This is a genomic window from Vibrio sp. Vb1337 (assembly GCF_033338715.1).
Classification (GTDB): Bacteria; Pseudomonadota; Gammaproteobacteria; order Enterobacterales; family Vibrionaceae; genus Vibrio; species Vibrio alginolyticus.
Map to the genome: position 1 here is coordinate 222,118 of NZ_JAWOTD010000005.1, position 25,372 is coordinate 247,489.

A 25,372-nucleotide genomic window follows, 5' to 3' on the forward strand; every position below is an offset into this window, starting at 1 on the left:
TGTGCTATCCGAAGGCATGAATTCTTGATGTTAAAATTCTAGGCGATAGTTGACTTAATTGCGGAATTTATATTTCGCTCGCAGAAACAAAACGCCTCTGCATCAGTTCATGGTATAGACTTGAATGTGTGTCAGGCTCATTCGCCTTGTTTGATAATGGAGTAATCAATGGCACCTGTATTTTTTCTGACTCAGCAGGCCGCCTTACCAAGTCGTAAGGTGCTTCGTAAAGTGATTCAATTTTCGACAGCGTTGGCTCAGCCTATTGTGGTTTTAGTGGAAGACCATCGCCGAAGTGAAGATCACGCATTCGCTCATTTTCTCAGTTTCAACTCTGACCATATAGAAAAAAGACAAGCTGAGTTTGAAGCTTGGACCTTAAAGTTCAACGCATTAATTGTCGAACTTTGTGAAGAAGAAGAGCTTGAAACACCAACGCTCTCTTACGAGCATTTCAAAGGGAGCCATTGGGTTGAGCAAGTTGCGAAACGACTTGTTGACCACACTGACTTACTGCTCGTGGGACACTTTAACAAACACGAGATTCAAACGATGCTCACAGAACTAGCACAACAAGATTGCGACTTGTTGCTACTGAGTGAGCGGTCATGGCCTTCTCACGCCAACATGCTTTGTGCAATCGACCCACTTCATCGAGGGGATGAAAAGTCGATAGTAGATAAAGCCATCGTCTCGCGAGGCTCAAAATTAGAACAAACCTTAAGCGGGAAAATGACGCTCGTTTACTGCCGATACGTCGCACCATACCTCTCTCGCTATCGTGCAGAGATATTAAGCAATCAAAAAGCAGGCATTACAGATTTTATTAGTGCGCAAAAGTTAACGCGAGTTCCATTACTATTACCGGAAGGAAACCCTGAAACGGCGTTACCAAAAGCAGTTAAGCAATCACAAGCAGCGATTTTGATTATGGGGGCATGTAAACGAAGCATGTCATCTCAATTTTGGTCTGGCAGCACTGTAGACACGTTACTTGATCAACCACCTTGTGACCTACTGTTGGTCAACAGTTCCAAGGGCTGACTAGGTATTCCCTATTAACCAACCCTTTCAATACCAAGCGCAGTTATTGGCTCTTTACATCTTCTAACTGCGCGGCTTCATGCTCTGCGTTCAAGGCTTGTTTCTGCTGCTGTTTTATCTCATCCCAACTGCGTCCCGACTCAATCGCAGATACACGCTGATCGTATTTGTTGCAGGCTCTTTCGAGTACTTTCTCAGGATCTATGCCCTTTTCTCTTTCCAGCGCTTTTAATACGTTAAGATAGTTCCACAACACATCGCCTAACTCGTCTTCCAAATGACAAAGGCGATCCTCACGAATCTCTTCGCGGACTTCATCAACTTCTTTGCCAATGGCCTCCAGATAAGTCTCTACGCCTTTAAACCAAGTGTTGGTTTGGTCATATTGAGATTTTCTCGTCGCAATTGCATACAGCTCATCAAATTTCTTCATTGCCTCTCCGTAGAACACGTTTTTATTTATGCCTTTTTAGGACGAATAAACTTCCCTTTAGCCGTCACTCTAACTTCGCTTTCGACCCGCAATTGAGCCACCAGTTGATATATACCGCGTCGTTCACCTTCACAGTGTGCAGTAATCGTGACTCGATCATCTAACTGAATAGGTGCATGGTAGCGCACATCCAACTGCGCCGTAAGGGCTTGAATGTCTCTAGATAACAAACAATGCGTCATTGCACCATCGAGAAGCGAACTGGCAATACCACCATGCAACAGGTCTGTGTAACCTTGATGACGCGGTAAAACGTGAAACTCTCCGACAACAGAACCATCGGCTAGGTATTGGTAGTTCACGGCCAAAGAGTTCGGATTCACATTAATTGAAGAACAAACCGCACATTGATGATGAGATTCGTGAGTGTAATGACAATAGCTGTTTGTAGACATGATAGTTACTCGGTTTCTCAAAAGAGTAATTAGCATATGCCAACAATTAAAAAGAAACGGCGAGTAATCTTTGTTTGCATGTTGCAGGGCCAGCAACCTCGCTTTTCATAACACTAAATAATCATTTTAATAATTAACGATAATTTCCAGTTTATTTAGAGTGGCGATATGGTTTGCATAGTGATTACGCAACGTTATGAAAAGGCGACTTATGAAGTTTCTCCACACGATGATCCGTGTAGCTGACCTAGACAAATCTATCGAATTTTATACAAAAGTTCTGGGAATGAGTGTTTTGGATCGTTTTGAAAACCAAGAATACCGTTACTCACTGGTGTTTGTTGGTAACCCTGATCAACCAGATGGCGCGACCATCGAGCTAACTTATAACTGGGATACCGACAGTTACGACTTGGGTAACGCATTCGGACACATGGCACTGGGGTCTGAAGATATTTACGCCGCTTGCGAAAAAATTAAAGCGCTTGGTGGCAACGTTACTCGCGAGCCAGGTCCAATGAAAGGCGGAGAAACTCACATCGCGTTCATTAAAGATCCCGATGGTTACCAAATCGAACTCATCCAAACTCAAAAATAACGAGGTTTCCTATGACAGACGCATTATTTCAACCCATTCAACTTGGCTCTCTCTCATTAAAAAACCGTATCGTTATGCCTCCGATGACGCGTTCTCGTGCTTCTCAACCAGGTAATATCGCTAACGACATGATGGCGACCTACTATGCTCAACGTGCTGAAGCGGGCCTAATCGTTGCTGAAGGCACACAAATTTCGCCAATGGGTCAAGGCTATGCATGGACACCAGGCATTTACAGCCCAGAGCAAATTGCTGGCTGGAAAAAAGTAACTGATGCAGTGCACGAGAAAGGCGGCACTATCTTCGCGCAATTGTGGCACGTTGGTCGTGTGACTCACCCTGATAACATTGGCGGTGAGCAACCTATTTCTTCTTCTGCGCTAAAAGCAGAAAACGTGAAAGTATTTGTCGATAACGGCACAGACGAACCGGGCTTTGTCGACGTGGTTGAGCCACGTGAAATGACCAAACAAGACATCAAGAACGTTATTGAAGAGTACCGCCAAGCCGCACTAAACGCGATAGAAGCCGGATTCGATGGTATCGAGCTTCATGCAGCGAATGGCTACTTGGTTAACCAGTTTATCGATTCTGAAGCGAATAACCGCACCGATGAATACGGTGGCTCTATTGAAAACCGTCTGCGTTTTCTTGGTGAAGTGATAGAAGCGATGACGCAAGCCATTGGCGCTGAGCGTGTTGGTGTTCGTCTTGCGCCATTCACTTCGTTAAATGGCACCGTTGATAGTACGCCAGTCGAAACCTACACCGCCGCTGCAGCGCTGCTTGATAAACTCAATGTGGTTTACATTCACATTGCAGAAGTAGATTGGGACGACGCGCCAGACACTCCGCACAACTTTAAAACCGCAGTTCGTGAGGCGTACAAAGGCACACTGATCTATGCCGGTCGTTACAACGCAGAAAAGGCGCAACACGCGATTGAAAGTGGTTTAGCTGACATGATTGGCTTTGGCCGTCCGTTTGTTGCAAACCCCGACTTACCAAGCCGCATCAAGCATGGCTATCCACTGGCAGAACATGACCCTGCCACATTGTTCGGCGGCGGTGAAAAAGGCTTAGTGGACTACCCTGCGTACCACGCGGGTTAATTCATCTACGTAAAGCTGATTCGCAACTCGCGACAAACCAATAGCTAACCCAAAAGAACCTTGCTCTTCCCCCTGTGACGCCAAGATGCAGGGTTCTTTTTAGGCAAGCCACCAGAATTAACGTCTTTGACAAGATGTACAACCTCGGCACGCAGAGCGCGTCGTTTTACTGAGCAAACGGCGTTGTACTTTACAGTAAGCATTCTTTAAAGCACGACGACCTGAAAACCAATCATCCGGTTTAGTGAGGATTAAGTAGCCGTTAAACCTCTTAACCAACTCGGTTCGGTTGTTTTCTATAAATCGGCTATCAAACTCGATGTCGAAGTAATCCAAAGCCTCTTCGATACAAGTAAAGCTGGCAATTTTTTCCTGAATCGTATTCTCTGTCATCGTTTCTTTAGCGTAATCATTTTCAATGAAGTCTAAGTGCCTCGCGCTTTACGTTCTTTGATTTAGCGCTTCTTAAGATCATTCTTTATGGGTTTTCCATATTGAAATTCAATTTGGGAATTCGTTAACCCACCTAGCATTTTCATTTTGACAATTACTTTAAGACACTGATTTAAATAAACATTATTTCTGGTTCATATTTTGCTCTACTTCATTAAACGGAATGTTGGAGCAACACGATATGACTTACAGAGCAGAAGTAGACGGATTAAGGGCGATTGCTGTCACGTTGGTGATTTTGTTTCATGCAGGAGTTGAGCAATTCGCTGGTGGCTTTATTGGCGTCGACGTGTTTTTTGTGATCAGCGGCTATTTGATCACCACCATCGTGATTAACGACTTAGAAAACCAGAAGTTCAGCCTTGGTGATTTTTATGAGCGACGCATTCGTCGCATACTCCCCCTCTTACTGGTGGTGATCGCCGTCAGCTATTTGATGTCTTGGTGGCTATTTTTGCCGCAAGCACACAAAGACGTTGGTCAGTTCGCAGTGTCTTCCATTCTCTCTTCATCCAACATTCTTCTGTATTTGAAAGGCCACAATTACTTCGGTTTAGAAGATCAAGCCAACCCGCTGTTCCACACATGGAGCTTGGGCGTTGAAGAACAATACTACATTGTCATTCCTTTGCTACTCATGCTACTCGCTCGTGGCAAAAACGCGTTTTACTTGACTTTTTTTATCACGGTATTTGTGCTGAGTTTGATGACTATTGTCTACGCGAGCAACGATCCTGATTTCGCTTTTTACATGATCTTCTCTCGCGCTTGGGAGCTGGCAACCGGTTCATTACTCGCATTAGTGATGAGAAAAGTCCAAGTTCAATCTAACGATACTCTAGCAACCATTGGCATCGTTTTGATATTGGCTTCCGCGCTTTTGTTTGAAAAATCGCAAGATGGCGCGGGCATTACGCTGCTGGTGCCGGTCATCGGTAGCGCGTTGGTGATTTTGTTTGCCTCTAAAGACAATGTCTGCGGTAGATTACTGAGCCTAAAATGGGTCGTGTTCGTCGGATTAATCAGCTACAGCTTATACTTGTGGCACATTCCATTATTTGTCTTTTACCGCTACGTGTTGGACACAACACAAGACGTCAATATCCCGCTTTACGTTATCGCTCTTTTTGTATTGTCTTACTTCACTTGGCGCTTTATTGAAAAGCCGTTCCGTAGCCGAAAAGCCATGAGCATGCGCACTGTGTCCGCGGTTATTGTGTTGTTGACGTTGCCCTTGCTAACGCTCGGCGTTATCGGTCATCAAAACGGTGGTTTTCCAGAAAGAAGCGCATTTTTCGAGGCCATGCGCGTTAACAACGGTTATGGTTTAGATTGCAACGGCAACACCAACGTTAACGATGTGTGCTCGTCTGCGCCGCAGCCCGCCATCGCTGTGTTAGGCAATAGTCACAGCATGGTTTACGTGAAGCGTCTATCTGAAGTAACACCAACTGGCGTGGTGCAACTTACTCAAGACTCCTGTGCGGTCGGTTATGTCGACATCCTAGAAGCTGCTGGCTCAATTTCTTGCCGACAGTTCTTCAATGAGGCTGTCGATACCATCCTAAGTACCCCTTCCATTCGTCGTGTGGTTATCTCTTCTAATTTCAATAAAGAGCTTTCACAAGCCGATTATGAAGCATCATTAACCAAATTATTGAATGAACTGAAAGGAAAGGAAGTGGTCGTTTTCGGTCCAACCCCTTCTGCACCGTTTGCGGTAGGAGAATGCCTTTGGAAAGCGCGTTTGTTTGGCGAGACAGAAGAGTCTGCCTGTGACTTTTCTCCCAAACAACATCACCCTCAAAACGTGGCGAAGTTAGTGAACTACTTTGAGCAATTTGAGCACGTTGAGTTTGTCGACTTGACCGATGCCATTTGCAGAAATGGCGTATGTCGAATGAGAGTTGGAGCAAACAATGCGATGTATACGGATGACAGCCATTTATCTTACAAAGGTGCTGAGTTGGTGCTTGGGCATTACCACAACAGTACAAATGAAGCGCAACAGTTCACTTACGACCGACATTAACCAAGGGAATAAACTTTTATGCTTCAGCGCTTATCTCAGGTAAGCGCTGAATGCTTTAAAGCAAGACAAAGCCAGCGCGTCTATTTGAAAATGCGCGGATCAAACGCGAAATCGAGCTTTTCGGCTTTCTTGATGATCTCTTTCATTTTGGGATGATTTGGATTCACCACGTAGTTTTTATCACGAGGTGAAATCGTTGAAGGCACTTGCAGCGCGGCAAACTCTGGATGAGGATCATTGAGAAACTGATCACCAATGTACTGCGTAGACTCGCTCGCCGGTATTGCTCGCCACGTCACAGGGAGATCTTCTTCATCTAAGGTGGCGATGAGGTATTCTGGCATTTCAATACGATATAAATCGTAAAGTTTGGTGATAGCAGGATCGTTGTTTACGTGAACAAATACTTCCAACGAGCAAAGGGATTCCGATTCAGAGAAGTAGAGGACTTCGGTTCCTTTTGAATTCCATCGCCCTCCAAACAACTTTGCGCCAACGGGGCTGAATGGCGTGTCAGCGAATTTCTTTTGTGTGAGACGATAGAGCTTCATATTACGAGAATACCCCGTGCTCTAAACGGCCGATCAAATCTTTTACGATTTCAAAATCCACCGTGGTCGAGACCATATCAAGTGGACGTTTTCCACCTAAGCCATACACATTCTCTCTCATCCATTTTAACGCGCGCTCTTCGTCGTCAAACAGTTCTGTCGCGAGTTTCAATAACATCGCTAATCGATAGATTGCATCACTTTCTTGCGTATTGAAGCGTTCATCGTTTTTTAGACGACGCTTGATCGTGCTAACAGGTATCAATGTGACGTTTTGAAACTCACTCTGAGAAAGCTTCACACGCTCAACAATATTGCGATACACCTTTGGCTCAAAGCCTTTGTGAACCGCATCAGTGCGACCTGTTTCAGCGTCTTCAATACCCAACATAAACCAGAAATTGGCTTTATGAGGTTGTTTCGGTTTGAAGCTTTTTAATGCTGCAGTTGCCATATCAAGCTCCTATGGTTCATATGGTCCAGTTATTATGGTTCAAATGAGCTTAATTTTCAATCAAAGTAACAATCAAAGTAAAAAGATAGTAAAGAAAAAGGCGAGCTTTTCGCCCGCCTCTCTTACTTATTCATCAACTTTGTTTACGCATCTATCGATGAACATCGTTTCACTTATTGCAAGTCAAAACGATCCGCGTTCATGACTTTCGTCCATGCGGCGATGAAGTCATGGATGAATTTTTCCTGATTATCATCTTGCGCATACACTTCCGCATACGAACGCAGGATCGAGTTTGAACCAAAGACAAGATCCACACGGGTTGCCGTCCACTTCACAGCGTCGGTTTTACGATCACGGATTTCGTACTGATTAGCACTCACTGGCTTCCACGTATATGCCATGTCAGTAAGGTTCACGAAGAAATCATTCGACAAAGTGCCTACTCGGTCAGTAAATACGCCCTCTTTTCCACCGCCGTAGTTACTGCCTAGAACGCGCATACCACCGATAAGTACCGTCATTTCTGGCGCCGTTAGCCCCATAAGCTGAGCACGATCTAACAAAAGCTCTTCTGGCTTAACCGCGTAGTCTTTCTTCAACCAATTCCGGAAACCGTCAGCAACAGGCTCAAGTACTTCGAATGATTCAACATCCGTCATCTCTTGGGTGGCATCACCTCGGCCTGGCGCGAATGGTACGGAAACATCATGACCTGCGGCACGCGCAGCCAGTTCAATACCTACGTTACCAGCAAGCACGATAGCATCTGCAACACTACAGCCCTCTTCTGCTGCTATTTTTTCTAGCACAGCAAGAACACGACTTAGACGTTCAGGTTCGTTCCCTTGCCAATCTTTTTGCGGAGCCAAGCGAATTCTCGCGCCATTTGCACCGCCTCGGCGGTCAGAGCCACGGTAAGTACGCGCACTATCCCACGCCGTACTTACTAACTCACTAATGGATAGGCCACTTGCTTCGATTTTTGTTTTTACTAAATCAACATCGTAGTCTGTCTTACCTGCGGGCGTTGGGTCTTGCCAAATAAGATCTTCGCTTGGCACATCAGGGCCGAAATAACATGATTTTGGTCCTAGATCGCGGTGTGTCAACTTAAACCAGGCACGAGCAAAAACGTCATCAAAGTACGCAGGGTCATTTTGGAACTTTTCTGCAATCTTACGATATTCAGGGTCCATTTTGAGCGCCATATCGGCGTCGGTCATGATTGGATTGTAGCGCTTAGAACCGTCTTCAACATCGACAGGCTTGTCTTGTTCTTCAATGTCGATTGGCTCCCATTGCCATGCGCCAGCTGGGCTCTTTTTCAGTTCCCAGTCATACTTAAATAGTAGGTGGAAGTATCCGTAATCCCATTGTGTAGGGTGTGTTGTCCAAGCACCTTCAATACCACTCGTTACCGTGTCACGGCCAATACCACGTGTTTTGTGATTAATCCAGCCAAGACCTTGCTCATGAACGTCTGCTGCTTCGGGCTCTGGGCCAAGGTTTGCGGCATCACCATTACCATGACACTTACCCACCGTGTGACCACCAGCTGTGAGCGCGACGGTTTCTTCATCGTTCATTGCCATTCGCGCAAAGGTCACTCGCATGTCATGTGCTGTTTTGAGAGGATCTGGGTTACCGTCTACCCCTTCAGGGTTCACATAGATAAGACCCATCATTACCGCAGCAAGCGGGTTTTCTAAATCTCGCTCACCAGAGTAGCGGCTGTTATCAGCGTCACTTGTGGCTAACCATTCTTGCTCAGAACCCCAGTAAGTGTCTTTTTCTGGGTGCCATATGTCCTCTCGTCCAAACGCAAAGCCAAAGGTCTTAAAACCCATGGATTCGTACGCCATGTTACCGGCAAGGACAATCAGGTCTGCCCAACTTAGTTTGTTGCCATATTTTTTCTTGATTGGCCATAAAAGGCGTCGAGCCTTATCCAGGTTGGCGTTATCTGGCCAAGAGTTGAGAGGAGCAAAGCGTTGGTTGCCTGTAGCAGCACCGCCACGGCCATCCGCAATACGATAACTGCCCGCTGCATGCCATGCCATTCGGATCATTAAACCACCGTAGTGTCCCCAGTCGGCAGGCCACCAGTCTTGGCTATCAGTCATTAAATCTTTTAAATCTTTTTTAAGTGCTTCGACATCTAGCTTTTTCAGTTCTTCTTTGTAATTAAAGTCCTGACCAAATGGGTTGGTTTTGGAGTCGTGTTGATGCAGGATGTCTAAGTTCAAGGCATTCGGCCACCAATCCATCACCGACTTATCTGTAGATGTTTGCCCACCATGCATAACTGGACATTTACCTACCGAACCGCCGTTTGCTTTGCTCATATAATGCTCCTTCGTGTCGTGGTTGTGGTAACCACTCTTTGTTATTCAATAAATCGAATATCCACCTCAAACAGCGTAGTTCATACACTGTTTTTTTAGTTAACGCCAAGTCAAAATTTCAAACATTTCAGCGAATAAATAATTGTTATCAAACATGTACCTATATGCAGAAAATATGGATAGAGATCAGTTTAAGTCCATACCTGAATACTTAATCCCAGACAGCCTCGCCATGTTGTGATCCCAGGTCGCTAAATCATGATGACTAAATTCATTCAGAGCGTGATGACCACACGCCCTCGCCATGACTTTCATGAGCTCAACCGAAGATTCGAAGAAATTTTTCAGTTGCTGGGATGACTTTTCAACGTCGAGACGCTGCCTCAAATCGGCATTTTGTGTCGCAATGCCTGCCGGGCAATTATTGGTGTTGCAGATGCGAGCCGCGACACAACCGATCGATTGCATCGCACTGTTTGCTATCGCTACTCCGTCTGCTCCAAGTGCCAACGCTTTGACAAAATCCGTAGGAACTCGCAACCCACCGGTGATGATTAATGTGACGCGGTCACTTGCACCTTTTTCATCTAAATACTTACGTGCACGAGCTAATGCAGGAATGGTGGGCACACTAATATGATCACGGAACATAGTTGGCGCCGCACCCGTGCCACCACCGCGACCATCTAAGATGATGTAATCAGCCCCAGCATCAAGCGCAAACTGAATGTCTTGCTCAATATGGTTGGCACTGAGTTTAAATCCAATTGGAATACCGCCTGTGATGCCACGAACTCTGTCAGCAAACTTTCTGAAATCGTGAGTAGTGTGAAGATCTTTGAACGTTGGTGGTGATATCGCTGGTTGTCCTTCGGGGATGCCTCTCACCTGAGAGATCTTACCTACATTTTTATTTGCAGGCAGATGACCACCCGTGCCCGTTTTTGCTCCTTGCCCACCTTTAAAGTGAAACGCCTGAACATTAAGAAGCTTAGATTCGTCGTAGCCAAATTGAGCACTAGCAAGCTCATAGAAATACCGTGAATTAGCGGCTTGTTCTTCCGGTAACATGCCACCCTCACCAGAGCAAATCCCAGTCCCTGCCAACTCTGCACCTTTTGCTAGTGCAATTTTCGCCTCTTCAGAAAGTGCGCCAAAACTCATGTCCGACACCAACAAAGGAATGGCGAGTCTGAGCGGCTTACGCGCGTTTGGTCCCACAATCAACTCGGTAGACACAGGAACGTCTTCCAACAACGGTTGTGTCGCCATTTGCGCCACCATAATTTGTATAGCATCCCAATGTGGTAGCAAATGCCTAGGAACCCCCATTGCAGCCATCGGACCATGATGACCGAGTTTAGAGAGTCCTTCTCTCGCTAATTGGTGGATAAACTCGAGGGTTGGTTCTTCTTGAGTAGCAGACGCCGTTGGTTTGTCTCTTTTCTCTCGCTTTTGTTCCGGTCCCTCTTTACCGACTTGCTCTGCGGTAAATCGCTTGTGTGTACCATCACAAAAAGGAGCATTGGCGGTATGCTTACATTGGCAGAGATAGGCATCTTCGTCTTTTTCCGCACTAAAGCTCATTGGCTTTAAGCCGGTTCCCGAATGAGACCCATCGCAGTAAGGTTGTTTTTTAGAACGCCCACATCGGCAGAAGTAATATTCTTGCCCAGCTTTCAACTCTACTTTGATCGGCTTGTTATCAGCGATGATTGGCTTGCTCATGTTGCCCCCTATTTATTATTGTTAACCATGCTTTCTCGCTGGCTTGCAATAAGCGTAGAACAGGAGCGTAAAGAGCGTCAGTGTCGCCGAGTAAAATGCGCGATTGTCGCCCGACTAACCTATACTTTTTATGGGTCTCATACACGTGGAGGCTATATGACGATTGCAACCCGATTAGATGAATATTTGACTGAGCATAACATTCACTTTCAAACCGTGAATCACAGCCACAGTCATAGCTCGCTACAAAGTGGTGTTGCAGCAGGTGTGCCTTTAATGAATATCGCAAAAGGTGTGATTCTAGAGGATCATGAAGGGCGTCATATGATGGCGGTCTTACCTGCCAACAACAAAATCAGTTTGTCGAGATTAAACGACGAATTTAATGCCACCTTCCACTTGGTGAAAGAGCGTATGGTTTACCGACTCTTCACCGATTGTGAACACGGCGCTATTCCACCGATTGGTAGCCCTTACCACATGTCGACAGTTTGCGATGAAAGACTAGCAAACTTGGAACATGTCTACCTTGAAGCTGGCGATCATGAAACTCTGATTAAGCTGGACCGAAAGGCGTTTAAAGAACTGATGAACGACTGTAGATATCTAAGATTCAGCAGTGAAGTTCTGCATTAAACTTGCCAAGATCTCTCGACACTTCCTGAACAAGGCTCTTTCAACAAGAGCCTTTCTTTGTTTTGTTGGTAGCACGCGATGGAAGTTTCTCGGACTTTGGTGCTCAGCGTTTCAGAGCATATAGAAACAAAAAACCGCCTATTCGGGCGGTTTTTTATCAATCAAATCATAATTATTATCGAACAAAGATCTTTTGGATCGCTTTTATCGCCATAGCCCTACGGCGCATTAATACGCTCGTTCTTGGCAACCATTTCGGTGTGTGAAGAATGGTTTTCGCATGACTAAAAGTTCTGAATCCTTCCTCTCCGTGATAATGCCCAATACCCGATTCACCAACGCCACCAAAAGGCGCATCTTCAGCGCCAACATGTAAAACCGTATCATTAACGCCGACGCCACCACTGTGGGTGTTGCGTACAATATGTTTGATGGTCGATTTGTCGTCCGACATAACATACAGCGCAAGTGGTCTTTGGCGCTGATTAATGTAGTCAATCGCTTCATCAACGGCATTGTAGGGCTTAACAGGTAGAAATGGCCCGAAGATCTCCTCTTGCATGATTCGCATATTCGGCGACACATCCGTGACCAAATGAGGATACAGAAGTCGTTCCTCTTGGGGCGACGCTTCAACAGTGTGAAGGTTAGCACCTTGCGCTTTTGCATCCTCAAGTAGCGCAGTCAAACGAGCATATTGTCGTTGGTTGACAATATGGGTCAGCTTTTGATTCTTGTTGGATTTTAAATAGAGCTTTTCAAAACGTTTTAAGAATAACGAAATGAACTCTTCGACACGTTCTTGCGGTACAAACGCGTAGTCAGGCGCGACACAAATCTGGCCTGCATTAATGCATTTACCAAACAAGATAGCATCAACGGCTTTCTTCATGTCTGCATCTTTTGCAATGATCACCGGGGACTTTCCACCCAACTCTAACGTCACCGGGGTAAGGTTTTCCGCTGCCGCTTTTGCCACTGCGCGACCAACACTCGTAGAACCCGTGAACAAAAGGTGATCGAATGGCAGTTGGCTGAATGCTTGTGCGACGTCTGCTTCACCCTCAAAAACTTCGACATACTCAGACAACCCACGGCAAATATCGACGATGACTTTATTGGTTTTTGGCGTAAATTCGCTGAGCTTCATCATCACGCGGTTGCCAGCAGCCAATGCTGTCACTAAAGGCGCAAGGCTCAAAATCACAGGAAAGTTCCACGGTGAAATGATCCCGACGACACCTAACGGTTGATACTGAACGGTGACTTTAGAAGGTGCGAGCAATAAGCCGGATTCGCGCTTGCTGGGTTTGCACCATTTTTTTAGTCGTTTGAGGGTATAATTAATATGCGAGACCGTTGGCAAAACGTCGGTCATGGCGGTATCAAATTCTGAACGATAGCCAAAATCGTCACTTAACGCTTCAACCAAAGCTTGTTTGTTCTCAAGCAGCGATTTTTTTAACAAAACGAGGCGCTGTTTACGTTCATCCAAACTAGGATAAGGCTCGGCTGCATATGCCGCTTTTAAGCGTTCGAGGCTTTGCTGTAACAAGTTATCTACTTCAACCTCTGTGATTGCGTTCATGATGCTTCTCCTAGCCTAGTTTCTACCAATGACGCTCCAAGTTAACACGAGCGCAACAATGTTACTATTGTAGCGCTCGTGAAGTTAGAGTTCGAACTCTGATTAAAATATCTCTGGGGTGGATACTACATCAAACGTAGTTCATAAATGCCTAGTCGTTGAGAGCGGTCAAGCATATCAAACTCATGATCAACGTATTCTTTTAATGTGGCGCCTGCACGCTCAGCAATATTGATGCTAGCGATGTTATCTTCCATACAATGGAACTGAATGAATTGTGCGTGCCCTTTCTGCTTCAAAAAAGGGATCAATACTGCGAGTACTTGATCAATCACACGATGGCCTCGCCCATTATTGGCAAGCCAGTAGCCAATTTCAGTAACACGTGTATGTAAATCCACACCTTTAATGCCAATAACACCCGTAAGCTGCTCATCAAAATAAATTGCACACCAGTGGGAATCCAGCGCGTTACTGTTCACTCGCAGGGAAATGTAGTTCACGGCCTCTCTATGATTCGTGACAGAATCCGTCCAAGGTAGATAGCCCTCAAGGCTCTCTCGGTGAGTGTTCACAACCTCTAGTAAAGCGGACGCGTGTTTCGTGTTGAGGGGCTCAATTGAGACCCTTTGCGAGACGGAAAAACGCTTCTGTAAGTGATTTCCTTGATACGTCTCTTGGCATGTAACTTCATCCATAGATGTTATTCCTTTTTATTGTGAACGCTCAGCGCAAATCCTAACGCTTCATTTTATGAGAACAAACCTCTCTATAAAAACTAATCAAAGCCGTTGCCGTTCATTTAGCCCTTTTGATCGATCAGCGTAAATGGCGTTAGTGATGCCACATCTACATAATGCTTCCATACATGTTCATAGAGGTGATGCTGATTGGCAAACGGAGCCAGCTGCTTAGCTTCTTCAAGCGTACACCAGCGATACTCTGTATGCTCTTCGTTAAGAACAACTGATTGGTTAGGCGGACAAAATAGCACAAAACATGGGATAACCATGATACGGTTATTTTTTGCTTCGTAGAACTGCTCTAGAAAGTCTGCAGTATGTAACTCAACTTGGTCAATTAGTGTCTCTTCTTTTAACTCTCTTAAAATGGTTTGCCACCCGGCTTCACCCGCTTCGATACCACCTGCAACATGGCACCAATAGCCACCTTTTACGCGTTTGAGTAACAGCATTTTTTCTATGCCATCAATTTTTGAAATGACAACGCCTGAAACATGCGTTGCTTTTATCGGGATCATGTAAGCTCCTTAAATATCGAGTTTTTATTGTTACGCTGAGAGAGGCAGATTAATTGCTACGTATTTTACTGTTTATTCATCTTGTCGACAGAAGTGTTTGAGTTGAGAGGATTTAATCGCTAACTAAGTATGCTAAAGTGAGATCTGTCGCAACAAATGAGCAGTAAAATGTCCAATTCATTCAACACTATGATTCCCATCGGTGTGCGCTTTATGGTGCTTTCCGCGTTCGGCTTTGCTCTGATGTCGGCTACAGTAAAGCACGTCGGCAACTACGGTATCCCCGTTTTTGAAATCGTTGCAGCAAGAGCGCTCGTTTCACTTATCATTAGTTATTTCGATGTAAAGCGAAAACGAATTTCTGTATGGGGCAATAATAAGCCATTACTATTTGCACGCGGTGCTGTGGGTACGATGGCTCTGATGTGTGTATATTATTCAGTGACTACCTTACCTTTGGCAGAAGCGACGATATTCCAATATATTCATCCGGTATTTACTGCACTACTCGCCGTATTTTTCTTGAAAGAGCGCATCCAGCCGTCAACTTTCCTTTGTATTGCGTTATGCTTACTCGGCATCTATATCATGGTAAGCCCAGAAACTGGGCAAGGCTCAGATAGCGCTTTACCAATGTTTAGCGTCATGATTGCGATCTTAGGCGCATTTGGTAGCTCAATTGCCTACGTCATTGTCAGAAAACTGAGTCAGACAGAAGACAGCTCAGTGATCATTTTCTATTTCCCGTTGGTTGCTCTCCCCGCTTCACTCTTACTGATTGGCGACGATTTTGTAATGCCCGATCTATATCTGACTTTCATGTTGGTTCTAGTTGGTGTCTTTACCCAAATTGGACAATTGGGGTTAACCAAAGCGATGCAAACTCAACAAGCGGGTAAAGCCTCCGCTTATTCGTATATCCAGATCGTATTTTCTGTGTTGTTGGGCATCATTTTCTTTGGCGAGGTTCCGATCATTTGGACGTACGTCGGTGGCGGTCTGATTGTTACAGGCGCATTAATTAATGCGTTTGGTCATCACTTACGGTTACCTTTTATTAAGCGCAACGCTTGATATACCTCGCCAGAACCGTAAACACGACATTTAGAAAAACAGCCAGAGTGACTCTGGCTGTTTTGTGTTTAGCCTAACGTTAAGCTGATATTTTTAACCCTGCGATACCAGCGACAATCATTAGCAAGCTTAAGGCTTTGATAAGTGTTGCTGGCTCATTGAACAGATAAATACTCACGACTGCCGTGCCTATTGCGCCAATCCCTACCCATACTCCATAAGCAATGCCTAAAGGCAAGGTTCTTAACGCAATGCCAAGCAACCAAAAGCTCAATAACATAAAGACAATAGTGAATGCCGAAGCACCGAATTTGGTAAACCCTTGTGAATATTTAAGACCGACAGCCCATGCGATTTCACACAAGCCCGCAATGAAGAGAATTCCCCAAGCCATGTCACATTTCCCAACGAGATGGGGTCGTCCCCGAGAAAAGATAGAGCGGTGAGGTCGTCCTCACTTCTGATTGACTGCTTATTATATACGGAAATCTAAACATAAAAAATAAAACACGGCGATAAGCATACAACTCAAACATCTCATGCACGCTTAAATTCTACGCTTTTCTTTTTAACGGTGGCGGACTCTCTATTTCGCATCAATAACGACACCGTTTTTTAACAATTTACATATAACCTTCTGGTGTTGAAAGTGTTGCATTTATTGCACAAATCACACAAAAACTAATTGAACATGTAAATATGAAAACATTTGTGTGACTAATATCGCTTAAAACAATGACTGATGACTTTAATATTCAGCCGAATTAATTATAAGGTATGACGTACCCATGAAAGCAATCAAAACCTCTATCGCTGTCCTTGTTGGCGCCGCTCTACTATCTGGATGTAATGACGATACTGAATACGTCAATGTTCAGCCTAAAGAAGTAAAAATAGCGACTTACAACCTCTCTTTTGACCGCGCTACCTTCGAAACTTTGGTAGATGAAATGCAAATTGAACCAACGCAGCAAACTGCGTTGGTCACCTCTTATTTAGACGGTTCAATCGCAGCCGAAGACAAAACCACTGCGGAAAAAGTCATTCAAATTCGTAACGTTGCAGCAATCATTCAAAAGAATCGTCCTGATGTTCTTATGATGGCGGAATACAACAACGACGGAACAGGTGAAAACAAAGCAGCCATTGAAGGATTCCAGAAGAACTACTTGTCTGTCGCGCAAAGTATCGATGGCGCGGGCGGTGAAGCAAACCTTGAGCCTATTGAATACCCTTATGCTGAATCTTATTCAACCAATACAGGGTTGTTGAGTGAGTTTGATCTCGACAACAACGGAACCGCAGGTCAAATGCCAGGTGATGCATGGGGCTTTGGCATGTACCATGGTCAATATGCATTTGCCCTTATGTCTAAGTATAAAATTGACACGGCAAACACACGTACATTCCAAGCATTTAAATGGAAAGATATGGAAGGTGCGAAAATTCCAACCATTACTATCTGTGACGGTTCGCAAAAGATTCCAGACGGCATGAAGTGTGGTGATGAATGGTACTCAGCGGAAGAATGGGATCAAGTGCGTCTATCTTCGAAAAATCACGTCGACGCGCCAATCATCATTCCAACTCGCAATGGCGAAGAAGTTGTACACTTGTTGATGTCTCATCCTACTCCACCAGTATTCGACACCGGTAAAAACAAAGCGCAAAACGCAGCAGAAGTGGAGTTTTGGCATCATTACATTCAAGGTAAAGACTATTTTTACGACGATGCGGGTAAAACAGGTGGCTTAACGAACGGCACTAAATTCGTAATGATGGGTGATCAAAACCTTGATCCAGTGGCTGGTGACGGTATTAGCTCTGTAATGCAAGAGCTGCACAACGATCCATTGGTTAATCAAACCGTGATGAATGGTGAGCTTTACCCAACAAGCTTTGGTGCAGCTGAACACGCTGTTGACCGCAGTTCAACTCACCCATATCCGAATCGCATCACTTCAACGTTTGGCTTAGGGGTAGACTATGCCTTGCCTTCAGCAAATTTGAATGTAATAGACTCTGGTGTGTACTGGTCAGCGTCTTATGAAGAAGGCCGTAAACTATTTAACGATGCACGTATCGGTAAGTATGGTGATGGTAAGGATGTATCTTCCGACCATCGCATGATCTGGATTAAAGCACAGTTCTAGACTGCATAAAAAAAAGCCAACCACAAGGAGTCGTGATTGGCTGTATATATTTGTGAACAAGATGGTTCACTAACAACGTCAGTTGGCTAGGTGACCCTCGGCTTAGAAAGGGTCACTCATACTAAAGCATGAGACGTGCCAACTTTTCAGCGCACAAAAACAGGTTGTTATTTAATCACTTTCATTAAAACTTAACCAATAGCTACTGTTTGCTCACAGAATAAATTGCAATTTGCAAACTACCATTGGCATTTCGCAATAAACCTGATCTTTAGCTCTTGCTTTTATTGCTTCCTAGCTAAGTCGCGTGCAAGGATTAACGCAAGTCCGAATACTTGCAAGAAGAGTCCGATATTCTTGTACCAAGCGATCTTTTCATCCTGCTTTGCCATTACCTCATTGAGCTCTACATTCTCAATGTAGTAATTATCGATGCGGTCTCTATACGAAGCTTGTGCCTGATTTATCTTTGACATTAGTTGAGGAAGTTGATCAATTTTTATTTCATCCGACTCGTTATGAACCCAAGAAGATAAATGACCTGCTAATACCTCTTCTAGCTCTAAAGGCATCGCTACGCTCTGACTTATGTGCACATGCAGCAGTAAAGCTTCTCTTTTCCTTTCTAGGGTTTCCACACTGTTCCATGCGAGTTGGATGGAATACAAGTTTTCTGCTGTTTGCTCTGCGAGCTGCGAGTGCTGTTTACCCAACTTATCAAGGACTAAGCTAGTAACGATGATCGCGCCAATATTCAGTACTAATCCAATCAGAACGAGTACCCATGGTGGTGGAATGTAACGTCGCAGACTTACCATAACTTATCGTATGGCAGGTAAATCATATTTAACACAACCAATGAAAGTATCACCAGAAATGTCACCTGCATCCCTCTAATGCGCTTTTTCAAGTCTTTTTTCAATATGCCTTTAGCATGAATAACTCGACCAATTACAAAAATAATACCGGTGAGATGTATCCATGTTGGGTAAGCACTATTGAATTCTAAAAGTGCCATTAAAATCAGGGTGATGGGGATATATTCTGTCGCATTACTCTGGGCACTACGAGCAATTTGTAGAGCCTCTACCCCACCATCTGCATAAGCAATTTGATTTAAGCGACGTTGCTTAATTACTTGAACAGCCAACCAAATAATGAGTATTGCGAGAATGTTGGCATACAGAGCTGTGATCATATGTCGTCCTTCTTGATCTGGTTTTCACTTATATAAGCGTGTCACTTGGCTATAACTATAGCGGTATCATTATGATAATGCGTCAAATAATCTCAAGTTATGATTTCTATTCGGGCAAAAAACGAAAGCCAATGCTTTATGGTATTAAAAATGCCCTCGAATGAGGGCATAAGAATAAAGAAGCTAATATGTGAGAATATTGAAACCACTATAAGGGGTGTTTGACCAGCTTTTTGCGCCGATGCCCTTTGATAATACTTTCAAAAATTGTGAACAACAGCCCTACCCAAATAAATGCAAAGGTCACCGCTTTCACTTCGTCAAACAACTCGCCAAAAAACATAACTGCCAACACAAACTGCAAGCTTGGCTCGATGTATTGCATTAGACCGACGGTTGATAAATTAGTTATACGTATTGCGATAGAATAAAATACGAGTGGTAAAAGTGTGATAGGTGCACTGCCAAAATACAAAAGCAATGTTGTGGTATCTGTGCCCGAAGCCAGTTCACCAGTTGCCCATTGTTTATAGAGCAAATAGGCGAGTGCAACTGGAGTCAGTAACAACGCCTCAACAAACAAGGTTGTACTCCAGTCATAATTTATCTTCTTCTTGTACAGCCCATACAAAGCAAAGAACAACCCCATCGTTAGTGCGATAACGGGTAGCTGACCATAGTGAATCACTTGATACATAACACCAATTGTTGCCAACACTATTGCAATAAGTTTGCCTTTTGAGAGCCTATCCCCAAGAATAAATACGCCCAGCGCAACAGATACTAATGGTCCAATAAAGAAGCCTAAGCTGGCATCGATGACCCGATGATGGGTCAAAGCCCAAGTGAACGCACTCCAAGAAATACACATCAAACTGCTCGCCACAAACGTGTACCACAAGGATTTTTTATCAAGCCAGATTTCTTTCCAATTCAGCCCTCGACGGGTTATCCCAAGTACAATTAGAAACCCGACAGGTACAGACCCAATGATTCGCCATGCTAGCAACTCATCCATAGAAGCATTTGGTAAATAACGATAATAAATTGGTAGCAATCCCCAGATCACAAAGGAGAATGCTGCCATAAAAGTGCCATAACGAGTGTTATTCATAAAACTATCGCCCATCTAAACGACCAATTTGGCGTAAGTAAACAAGTCCGCCTTACATAAAAAGGAATGCAATCCCGCAGTGGCTTTATGATGCAGATGGCATTATTGGCTCAACGCTTGTACGACGGCAGTAAAGCCACTCACAAAACACAACACAAGTGCCCCAAACCGAATCTTTTCTTTTGGTAACGACTGGGTAGTTTTCATTGCTAGCCAGTAACCAAGCGCCGCAGCAGGTAATAGAGGAATAGTAATGACCAAATGATGCAATGTGAAGAAGCCCACTGGGATTTGTACTATTAGTGAAATAATCGAACTGAAAACAAAAAAAGCCGATAAGTTGCCGCGTAACTGATTTGCTTCTTGATGCTGCAACAATAACGCCATCGGAGGGCCTCCAATCGCAGAACTGGTACCAAACAACCCAGAAAAGAAACCAGCACATGTCATACGCGAAGGCGTAGGCTCAACCCGAAACGGTAAAACACTCACCACGACTGCAAACAGCACCAACAAACCAATCCAAAGCGTGAGAGTTTGTGTAGATACAAAAAAGAGTAGCAAGCCACCAGCAATTGATCCCGGCACTCGCCCAATCAACGCCATCTTTAAGCCGCCGATTTCAACACTACTGCGGTGCTTCATCGCATTCATCAACGAAATAAATAACGCGACTAAACAGATTGGCGCAGGAACATATTCTGGCGCCCAAAGAATCAGTAAAGGTGCGGCAACAATAGCCAAGCCAAAACCGATTGCGGTCTGGACATAAGAGCCAAGAAATATCAAACCTATTGCAAGGAAGTTTATCGAATCGAATTCCATTTAGATTATTCTTATATTTGAAAAATAAACACAAAACCAAAGCACATTCGCATGATGAATACCTCAGGCATACTGCGATATGAATTCCGCGTAGCATTCATCAAAGTGAATAAAAAGACAATCCATTTGTGCGGTTCGCCCTCATTTGCATTTTGTATTTCATTCCGCTGATGTACATGTTTGCTTACATCGAAGAGGATTCATGCTCGCCTGTTCACGCAGCATTTCTTCAGCGGAATTAATGACCTCTTAAAATCTAGCAGAATTAGACCCATGAATTCTCCATTGCATTTAATGGATTCAGTCAATTAGTGCGGCGTCGGTATAGCACTTTACAACTCACCTCCTTATACTACTGATCGATTTATCATTACCGTACTTATTTACACAATAAACAAGTGTACGGTCAGTGTTTTTCTACCTTTAACTTGCTGTGAAAATAATATGAAAAAACAAACGGGATTTACTCTAATAGAGTTAGTCGTAGTTATTGTCGTGCTCGGTATTCTTGCTGTCACTGCCGCGCCACGCTTTTTAAACCTTCAAAGTGATGCACGTGAAGCACGTTTGGAAGGAATGAAAGGCGCTATTGCGTCAGCATTAGGCGTGGGTTATGGGAAAATGGCGATTGCAGGGTTGGAACATTATCCATATATATCAAATAAACACACCGACGCAGGTTCAGGTAAGGGCCCAGAAAGTCTGCCTTTCTCAAGCTGTGAGTTAAATGGCTCTCTTAACTGTACATTTAGGTACGGTTACCCAGATGCAGATGAAACAAGCTTAGCTCTATTAGTCTCGGAACTTGAGAATCAGCATGGTGATAGTGACTGGAAAATTGTTCAGACTAACAACATTAAAGTCGTCATTTCAGCAAGAGATGATAAAAATAGTAGCCTAACTCAATGCGGAATTTTATATGGGCCGCCGCAGACTCCAAACGAGAGTTACACCTTAGAGATTCTTCCCTGCCCTCAATAAAAATAAGGCTGCCAATCGGCAGCCTTATTTGTTTCATCTGATCGGTTTTTTACGCAAAGTTAAACACGTATTTATCCATCATATTCACCATGCGGCCAATCTCTGGCTTGGTAATCGTATCATTTGCGCCAAGAGATAGTGCTTTCGCTCGGTTATCCTCACTCATCAATGACGAGAACATAATGATCGGCATTTCATGAAACGCTTCGGTATCTCGTAGTCTCTTCACTAAGTGCATACCATCCATTCGAGGCATTTCTACGTCCGTAACCACCGCATCTAATAGCTCTTTAACTGGCAAGTTTTCTTCTTTCGCAACCTCGATCAAGCTCATCAACTTCTCATGCGCCTCACCACCGTCTTTACATGTGATCACATTGTAGCCTGAAGAAGCTAATGTATCTTGGATCAAAGAGCGAATAAATGCTGAGTCATCCACCACCATGATCGTTTTAGCATTACGCTTACCGACCATTCTCTGGTTGAGATCCACCGACTTGTCCCCTTTCACATCGTATTTTTCCATACTCAATTCTGGGTTGATGTCTGCGATGATTTTTTCAAAGTCGAGAATCATGATCAGGTTGCCTTCTTTACGGACAACGGCTACTACACAATCTTGTTCGCCCGCTTCCAAAAACTGACTTGGTGATTCCACATCATTCCAAGAGATGCGATGAATACGCGAAATGCTGTCAATTAAGAAGCCGTTGGTCATTTTGTTGAAATCCGTAACGATTACAAACTTGCGCTCCAGATCTTGTCGTGTTGGTACACCTAACCAACCAGCTAAATCCACTAAAGGCGTCAGTACATCTCTGGATGAGAACACACCAATCATATGAGGTTGTGCGTTTGGATAATCGGTTGTTTCTGGCACGCGAATCACTTCTCGTACTTTCGCAACGTTAATGCCGTAATAACAAGTTTTTGTGCTGCCATCTGGCAATGTTTTTTCTAAATGAAACTCGATGATTTCAAGCTCATTGGTACCACTTTCTGTCAAAATGGTGCTGGTTACGTTACTCATAAAGCCAATTATCCAACCAAAAATACGCATCAGAAAAAGTTTGATGCAAACGCCATGAGAAGCCATTCTCTGGCTAAAAATCCAAAAGTCCTTTTTAGTCGTTACAACAAAATTTGTAAACCATCAAAAGGACGGCTAACGCACATTTCCATACCAAACCATGTAAAATTGTCTCATTTTTGAACGCGACATTATGAGTGGCCAAAGTGCGAATTAACACCTCCACTTTTAGCGGCCGAGTCAATGAAAAGTTTAGAAATAATTTGAAGTGATGTTCAGCGTCAATAGCCAAACCTATCCAACAGATATCAGTGCAAAGTTGGCTAGCGTGCTCATGCCTGGTGTAGAACAAGCTCTCTTCAAGTGGCATGGTATAAAACTGCGCTTGTGAACACGGGTTTAAATCGAAGCGCTAGAGGCATCGCAAGAAAATCTGAAGGCATAGAACACTGAAAGAACACTTTCAGTTTGTTAGTTTTCTGTCAGCGTAAGTTTTAAGCAATCATCCTATCACTAGGTATTTCAATACCTGACATCGCTATTCCCATAATCAAGACACTGATTTTCACTTTTGGAAAGAGTCATTTTCCTTCCTCTTAGCAAGGTTTTTCCTACAATCTTATTCATCCAATTGCGCTGTCGCCTGACAGCACACTAGTTGATGTATTAGGTGAGGTTAACTTTGAATAATGTTCTTATTATCGACGCTCAACCATTGTATAGCGAAGCACTTGCTTCTCTAGTTGAATCTGTAATCAACGCAGCTGAAGTGATTCAAACCACTGACAGTGCGGAAGTGATGGATCTTGTTCGAGGCCAAAAGATTGATTTGATTATTCTAGACGTAGTGCTTGGCGACCGCGATGGTATGCGTTTAGCCAAAAACATTTTAGCGACGGGATATCGTGGCCGACTGTTATTTGTTTCTTCACGCGACTACTCGAGTCTTTCTAAAGCAGCGTACGAAATGGGCGCAAACGGCTTCTTAAGCAAGCATGAAACAAGAGAGACCATTATCGACGCAATTGTGAGTGTTTCACGCGGTTACTCAATGTTTAAGTCGACTCACACACCATCGTCAGGTAACGTAACACTTTCAAATCGCGAAGCCATGGTGTTCCATTATCTTGTACAAGGCTACTCAAATAAGAAGATTTCTGAACAACTTTCACTCAGCGCTAAAACAATCAGCACCTACAAAACGCGTATTCTGAAAAAGTACCATGCGGACACGTTGATTGAACTTCTGCATACTATTCCTCAGTCAGAAAACATTGAGTTTTGCCGCTAAGCGCTCATGTATTTTGCAATAGCACCGATTAACAACTGGTGCATTGCATCATGTCTTAAGCTTTGCTTCACCTGTACAACCACTTTTGGCCAGCCATCTGGGTAAAAATGCTCTGGCACTCTTATAAATTTATATCCATCAATTGGCGCCTGATATTCAAGTAACACGGTTGCGGCGCTTTTTTGCTTAATTAGCTTCAATACGCTGCTTACGTTGTCTAGAGCCGCAATACGGTTGATGACCATACCGTGGCTTTCCATTGCACGCTTAACGAGCTGCTCTTTCTCTTTCCAACCGATAATCTCTAACATGATAAAGGGAAGTTTGGCCGCTTCTTCCAGGGTGGCAATTCCCAGCTCTTCAGGGACAACTACCACAGCAGGCGCATAGCCGATGAACTTCTGATAAACAGATTTCGGAACATCCTCGTTGAAGTAATGTAACTGCGCATCCACTTTGCCTAGGATTATCTCTTCTATCGTATACTCTGTAATCGTTGCTATCGAAATGTGCGCCTTGGGAAACAGCGCCATTAAATCCATTGCAAGTAAATGCCCAAATGAGTATTGAGCGGTTTGCGGCAAACAAATGGTGATGTCTTTTTCGTAATTTTCCGGTTCAAACTCATCTCTAATTAGACAAGTTTCAAGCTTCTCGAGTGCATCGGAAATTTTAGGTAATTGACGTTTTAAATAGTCCGTCGGTTCCATGTGGTGAGGATGCCGAATAAACAATTCATCGTTTAGCTGGAGTCGCAATCGGGCAAGGTATTTGCTAATTGACGCTTCGCTCTTCCCCATCGCTTTCGCAACGGGCTTGAGCTGACGGTGCTTATCCAGTAAGACAAGTATTTTAAGTAAGTTTAAGTCGAGATCTTTGTTCACGTGCGACACCAAATGTAAGGTCGAGAATAAATAGAGCAATCACTATTTGTTGACTGCTCTAATATAAAAGACCACTCATTCTGTTTGGTCAAATTAATCAAACAGTTATGTCATGGTTATGTTCCGTAA

Annotated in this window: 26 protein-coding genes; 9 read left to right on the top strand and 17 right to left on the bottom strand. The window is 44.0% G+C overall.

All coding sequences use genetic code 11. The features are described 5' to 3' along the window. The first annotated feature begins 168 nt into the window (after positions 1-168). On the top strand, positions 169-1,044 hold the full coding sequence (locus R7E42_RS08125) for a universal stress protein (protein ID WP_025767825.1): 876 nt from the start codon (positions 169-171) through the stop codon (positions 1,042-1,044). 43 nt (positions 1,045-1,087) lie between these two features. On the opposite strand, the gene R7E42_RS08130 is transcribed toward R7E42_RS08125, so the two are convergent. After that, positions 1,088-1,477: a MazG nucleotide pyrophosphohydrolase domain-containing protein gene (locus R7E42_RS08130; RefSeq protein WP_005376487.1), complete on the bottom strand. Its 390-nt coding sequence runs from the start codon at positions 1,475-1,477 to the stop codon at positions 1,088-1,090. Positions 1,478-1,503: 26 nt separating this feature from the next. Next, entirely contained in the window at positions 1,504-1,932 is a 429-nt protein-coding gene (locus tag R7E42_RS08135) for a PaaI family thioesterase (protein WP_031781242.1), read from the bottom strand. A gap of 211 nt (positions 1,933-2,143) precedes the next feature. Here R7E42_RS08135 and gloA point away from each other — a divergent pair, with 211 nt between their 5' ends. Both gloA and R7E42_RS08145 read left to right on the top strand, forming a co-directional pair. Further along, positions 2,144-2,530 (top strand): lactoylglutathione lyase, encoded by a 387-nt coding sequence (gloA, locus tag R7E42_RS08140; RefSeq protein ID WP_005376490.1) that lies wholly within the window; start codon positions 2,144-2,146, stop codon positions 2,528-2,530. A gap of 11 nt (positions 2,531-2,541) precedes the next feature. Then, complete coding sequence (locus tag R7E42_RS08145; protein WP_137282681.1) at positions 2,542-3,642, top strand: alkene reductase; 1,101 nt, start codon at positions 2,542-2,544, stop codon at positions 3,640-3,642. A gap of 117 nt (positions 3,643-3,759) precedes the next feature. Here the strand turns inward: R7E42_RS08145 and R7E42_RS08150 are convergent, their stop codons facing one another. Beyond that, on the bottom strand, positions 3,760-4,035 hold the full coding sequence (locus R7E42_RS08150; RefSeq protein ID WP_017635333.1) for a nitrogenase-stabilizing/protective protein NifW: 276 nt from the start codon (positions 4,033-4,035) through the stop codon (positions 3,760-3,762). A 241-nt stretch (positions 4,036-4,276) separates the two neighbouring features. On the opposite strand from R7E42_RS08150, the gene R7E42_RS08155 reads away from it, so the two are divergent. Further along, positions 4,277-6,127, top strand: coding sequence for an acyltransferase family protein (locus R7E42_RS08155; RefSeq protein WP_262629102.1), 1,851 nt, complete (start codon positions 4,277-4,279; stop codon positions 6,125-6,127). 80 nt (positions 6,128-6,207) lie between these two features. Here the strand turns inward: R7E42_RS08155 and R7E42_RS08160 are convergent, their stop codons facing one another. From R7E42_RS08160 to R7E42_RS08175, 4 genes are all read right to left on the bottom strand, one after another. Next, the gene (locus R7E42_RS08160) at positions 6,208-6,678 is read right to left on the bottom strand and encodes an RES family NAD+ phosphorylase (protein WP_213966182.1); all 471 of its coding nucleotides are present in this window, start codon (positions 6,676-6,678) and stop codon (positions 6,208-6,210) included. Between the two features lies 1 nt (position 6,679). Continuing rightward, positions 6,680-7,132, bottom strand: a complete 453-nt coding sequence (locus tag R7E42_RS08165) for an antitoxin Xre/MbcA/ParS toxin-binding domain-containing protein (protein ID WP_017820987.1) — start codon at positions 7,130-7,132, stop codon at positions 6,680-6,682. Positions 7,133-7,305: 173 nt separating this feature from the next. Next, positions 7,306-9,480, bottom strand: a complete 2,175-nt coding sequence (gene katG / locus R7E42_RS08170; RefSeq protein ID WP_256900074.1) for a catalase/peroxidase HPI — start codon at positions 9,478-9,480, stop codon at positions 7,306-7,308. 186 nt (positions 9,481-9,666) lie between these two features. Continuing rightward, on the bottom strand, positions 9,667-11,208 hold the full coding sequence (locus tag R7E42_RS08175) for a glutamate synthase-related protein (RefSeq protein WP_031781378.1): 1,542 nt from the start codon (positions 11,206-11,208) through the stop codon (positions 9,667-9,669). A 156-nt stretch (positions 11,209-11,364) separates the two neighbouring features. Between R7E42_RS08175 and R7E42_RS08180 the strand changes: the two genes are divergently transcribed. Then, positions 11,365-11,844: an aminoacyl-tRNA deacylase gene (locus R7E42_RS08180; RefSeq protein ID WP_005376501.1), complete on the top strand. Its 480-nt coding sequence runs from the start codon at positions 11,365-11,367 to the stop codon at positions 11,842-11,844. A 175-nt stretch (positions 11,845-12,019) separates the two neighbouring features. Here the strand turns inward: R7E42_RS08180 and R7E42_RS08185 are convergent, their stop codons facing one another. The 3 genes from R7E42_RS08185 to R7E42_RS08195 all read right to left on the bottom strand — a co-directional run bounded on the left by R7E42_RS08185 (position 12,020) and on the right by R7E42_RS08195 (position 14,693). Then, positions 12,020-13,432: a coniferyl aldehyde dehydrogenase gene (locus R7E42_RS08185; RefSeq protein ID WP_318072570.1), complete on the bottom strand. Its 1,413-nt coding sequence runs from the start codon at positions 13,430-13,432 to the stop codon at positions 12,020-12,022. Positions 13,433-13,557: 125 nt separating this feature from the next. Further along, positions 13,558-14,130, bottom strand: a complete 573-nt coding sequence (locus R7E42_RS08190; RefSeq protein ID WP_033906501.1) for a GNAT family N-acetyltransferase — start codon at positions 14,128-14,130, stop codon at positions 13,558-13,560. 104 nt (positions 14,131-14,234) lie between these two features. Next, on the bottom strand, positions 14,235-14,693 hold the full coding sequence (locus R7E42_RS08195; protein ID WP_005376504.1) for an NUDIX hydrolase: 459 nt from the start codon (positions 14,691-14,693) through the stop codon (positions 14,235-14,237). Positions 14,694-14,861: 168 nt separating this feature from the next. Here R7E42_RS08195 and R7E42_RS08200 point away from each other — a divergent pair, with 168 nt between their 5' ends. Then, positions 14,862-15,767: a DMT family transporter gene (locus tag R7E42_RS08200; protein WP_005376505.1), complete on the top strand. Its 906-nt coding sequence runs from the start codon at positions 14,862-14,864 to the stop codon at positions 15,765-15,767. A 79-nt stretch (positions 15,768-15,846) separates the two neighbouring features. Here R7E42_RS08200 and R7E42_RS08205 read toward each other — a convergent pair whose 3' ends face one another. Then, entirely contained in the window at positions 15,847-16,161 is a 315-nt protein-coding gene (locus R7E42_RS08205; protein ID WP_005376506.1) for a DMT family transporter, read from the bottom strand. Positions 16,162-16,555: 394 nt separating this feature from the next. On the opposite strand from R7E42_RS08205, the gene R7E42_RS08210 reads away from it, so the two are divergent. Then, on the top strand, positions 16,556-17,920 hold the full coding sequence (locus tag R7E42_RS08210; RefSeq protein ID WP_203345398.1) for an endonuclease/exonuclease/phosphatase family protein: 1,365 nt from the start codon (positions 16,556-16,558) through the stop codon (positions 17,918-17,920). A 284-nt stretch (positions 17,921-18,204) separates the two neighbouring features. Here R7E42_RS08210 and R7E42_RS08215 read toward each other — a convergent pair whose 3' ends face one another. From R7E42_RS08215 to R7E42_RS08230, 4 genes are all read right to left on the bottom strand, one after another. Next, positions 18,205-18,738: a DNA mismatch repair protein gene (locus R7E42_RS08215; protein WP_203345397.1), complete on the bottom strand. Its 534-nt coding sequence runs from the start codon at positions 18,736-18,738 to the stop codon at positions 18,205-18,207. Beyond that, positions 18,732-19,118: an MAPEG family protein gene (locus R7E42_RS08220; RefSeq protein WP_005376510.1), complete on the bottom strand. Its 387-nt coding sequence runs from the start codon at positions 19,116-19,118 to the stop codon at positions 18,732-18,734. Before R7E42_RS08220 ends, R7E42_RS08215 begins: the two co-directional genes overlap by 7 nt. A gap of 208 nt (positions 19,119-19,326) precedes the next feature. Beyond that, complete coding sequence (rarD, locus tag R7E42_RS08225) at positions 19,327-20,232, bottom strand: EamA family transporter RarD (RefSeq protein WP_031778926.1); 906 nt, start codon at positions 20,230-20,232, stop codon at positions 19,327-19,329. A 102-nt stretch (positions 20,233-20,334) separates the two neighbouring features. Beyond that, a complete protein-coding gene (locus R7E42_RS08230; protein WP_005376512.1) occupies positions 20,335-21,057 on the bottom strand; it encodes a sulfite exporter TauE/SafE family protein in 723 nt (240 codons plus the stop codon). Between the two features lie 444 nt (positions 21,058-21,501). Between R7E42_RS08230 and R7E42_RS08235 the strand changes: the two genes are divergently transcribed. Further along, the gene (locus R7E42_RS08235; protein WP_262602081.1) at positions 21,502-22,038 is read left to right on the top strand and encodes a conjugal transfer protein; all 537 of its coding nucleotides are present in this window, start codon (positions 21,502-21,504) and stop codon (positions 22,036-22,038) included. 49 nt (positions 22,039-22,087) lie between these two features. Here R7E42_RS08235 and R7E42_RS08240 read toward each other — a convergent pair whose 3' ends face one another. Continuing rightward, complete coding sequence (locus R7E42_RS08240) at positions 22,088-23,068, bottom strand: chemotaxis protein (RefSeq protein ID WP_025998672.1); 981 nt, start codon at positions 23,066-23,068, stop codon at positions 22,088-22,090. Positions 23,069-23,750: 682 nt separating this feature from the next. On the opposite strand from R7E42_RS08240, the gene R7E42_RS08245 reads away from it, so the two are divergent. Next, positions 23,751-24,359 (top strand): response regulator transcription factor, encoded by a 609-nt coding sequence (locus tag R7E42_RS08245; protein ID WP_017821556.1) that lies wholly within the window; start codon positions 23,751-23,753, stop codon positions 24,357-24,359. On the opposite strand, the gene R7E42_RS08250 is transcribed toward R7E42_RS08245, so the two are convergent. Next, positions 24,356-25,243, bottom strand: a complete 888-nt coding sequence (locus tag R7E42_RS08250) for a LysR family transcriptional regulator (protein ID WP_005376516.1) — start codon at positions 25,241-25,243, stop codon at positions 24,356-24,358. The two genes, R7E42_RS08245 and R7E42_RS08250, sit on opposite strands and share 4 nt — an antisense overlap. Between the last annotated feature and the right edge of the window lie 129 nt (positions 25,244-25,372).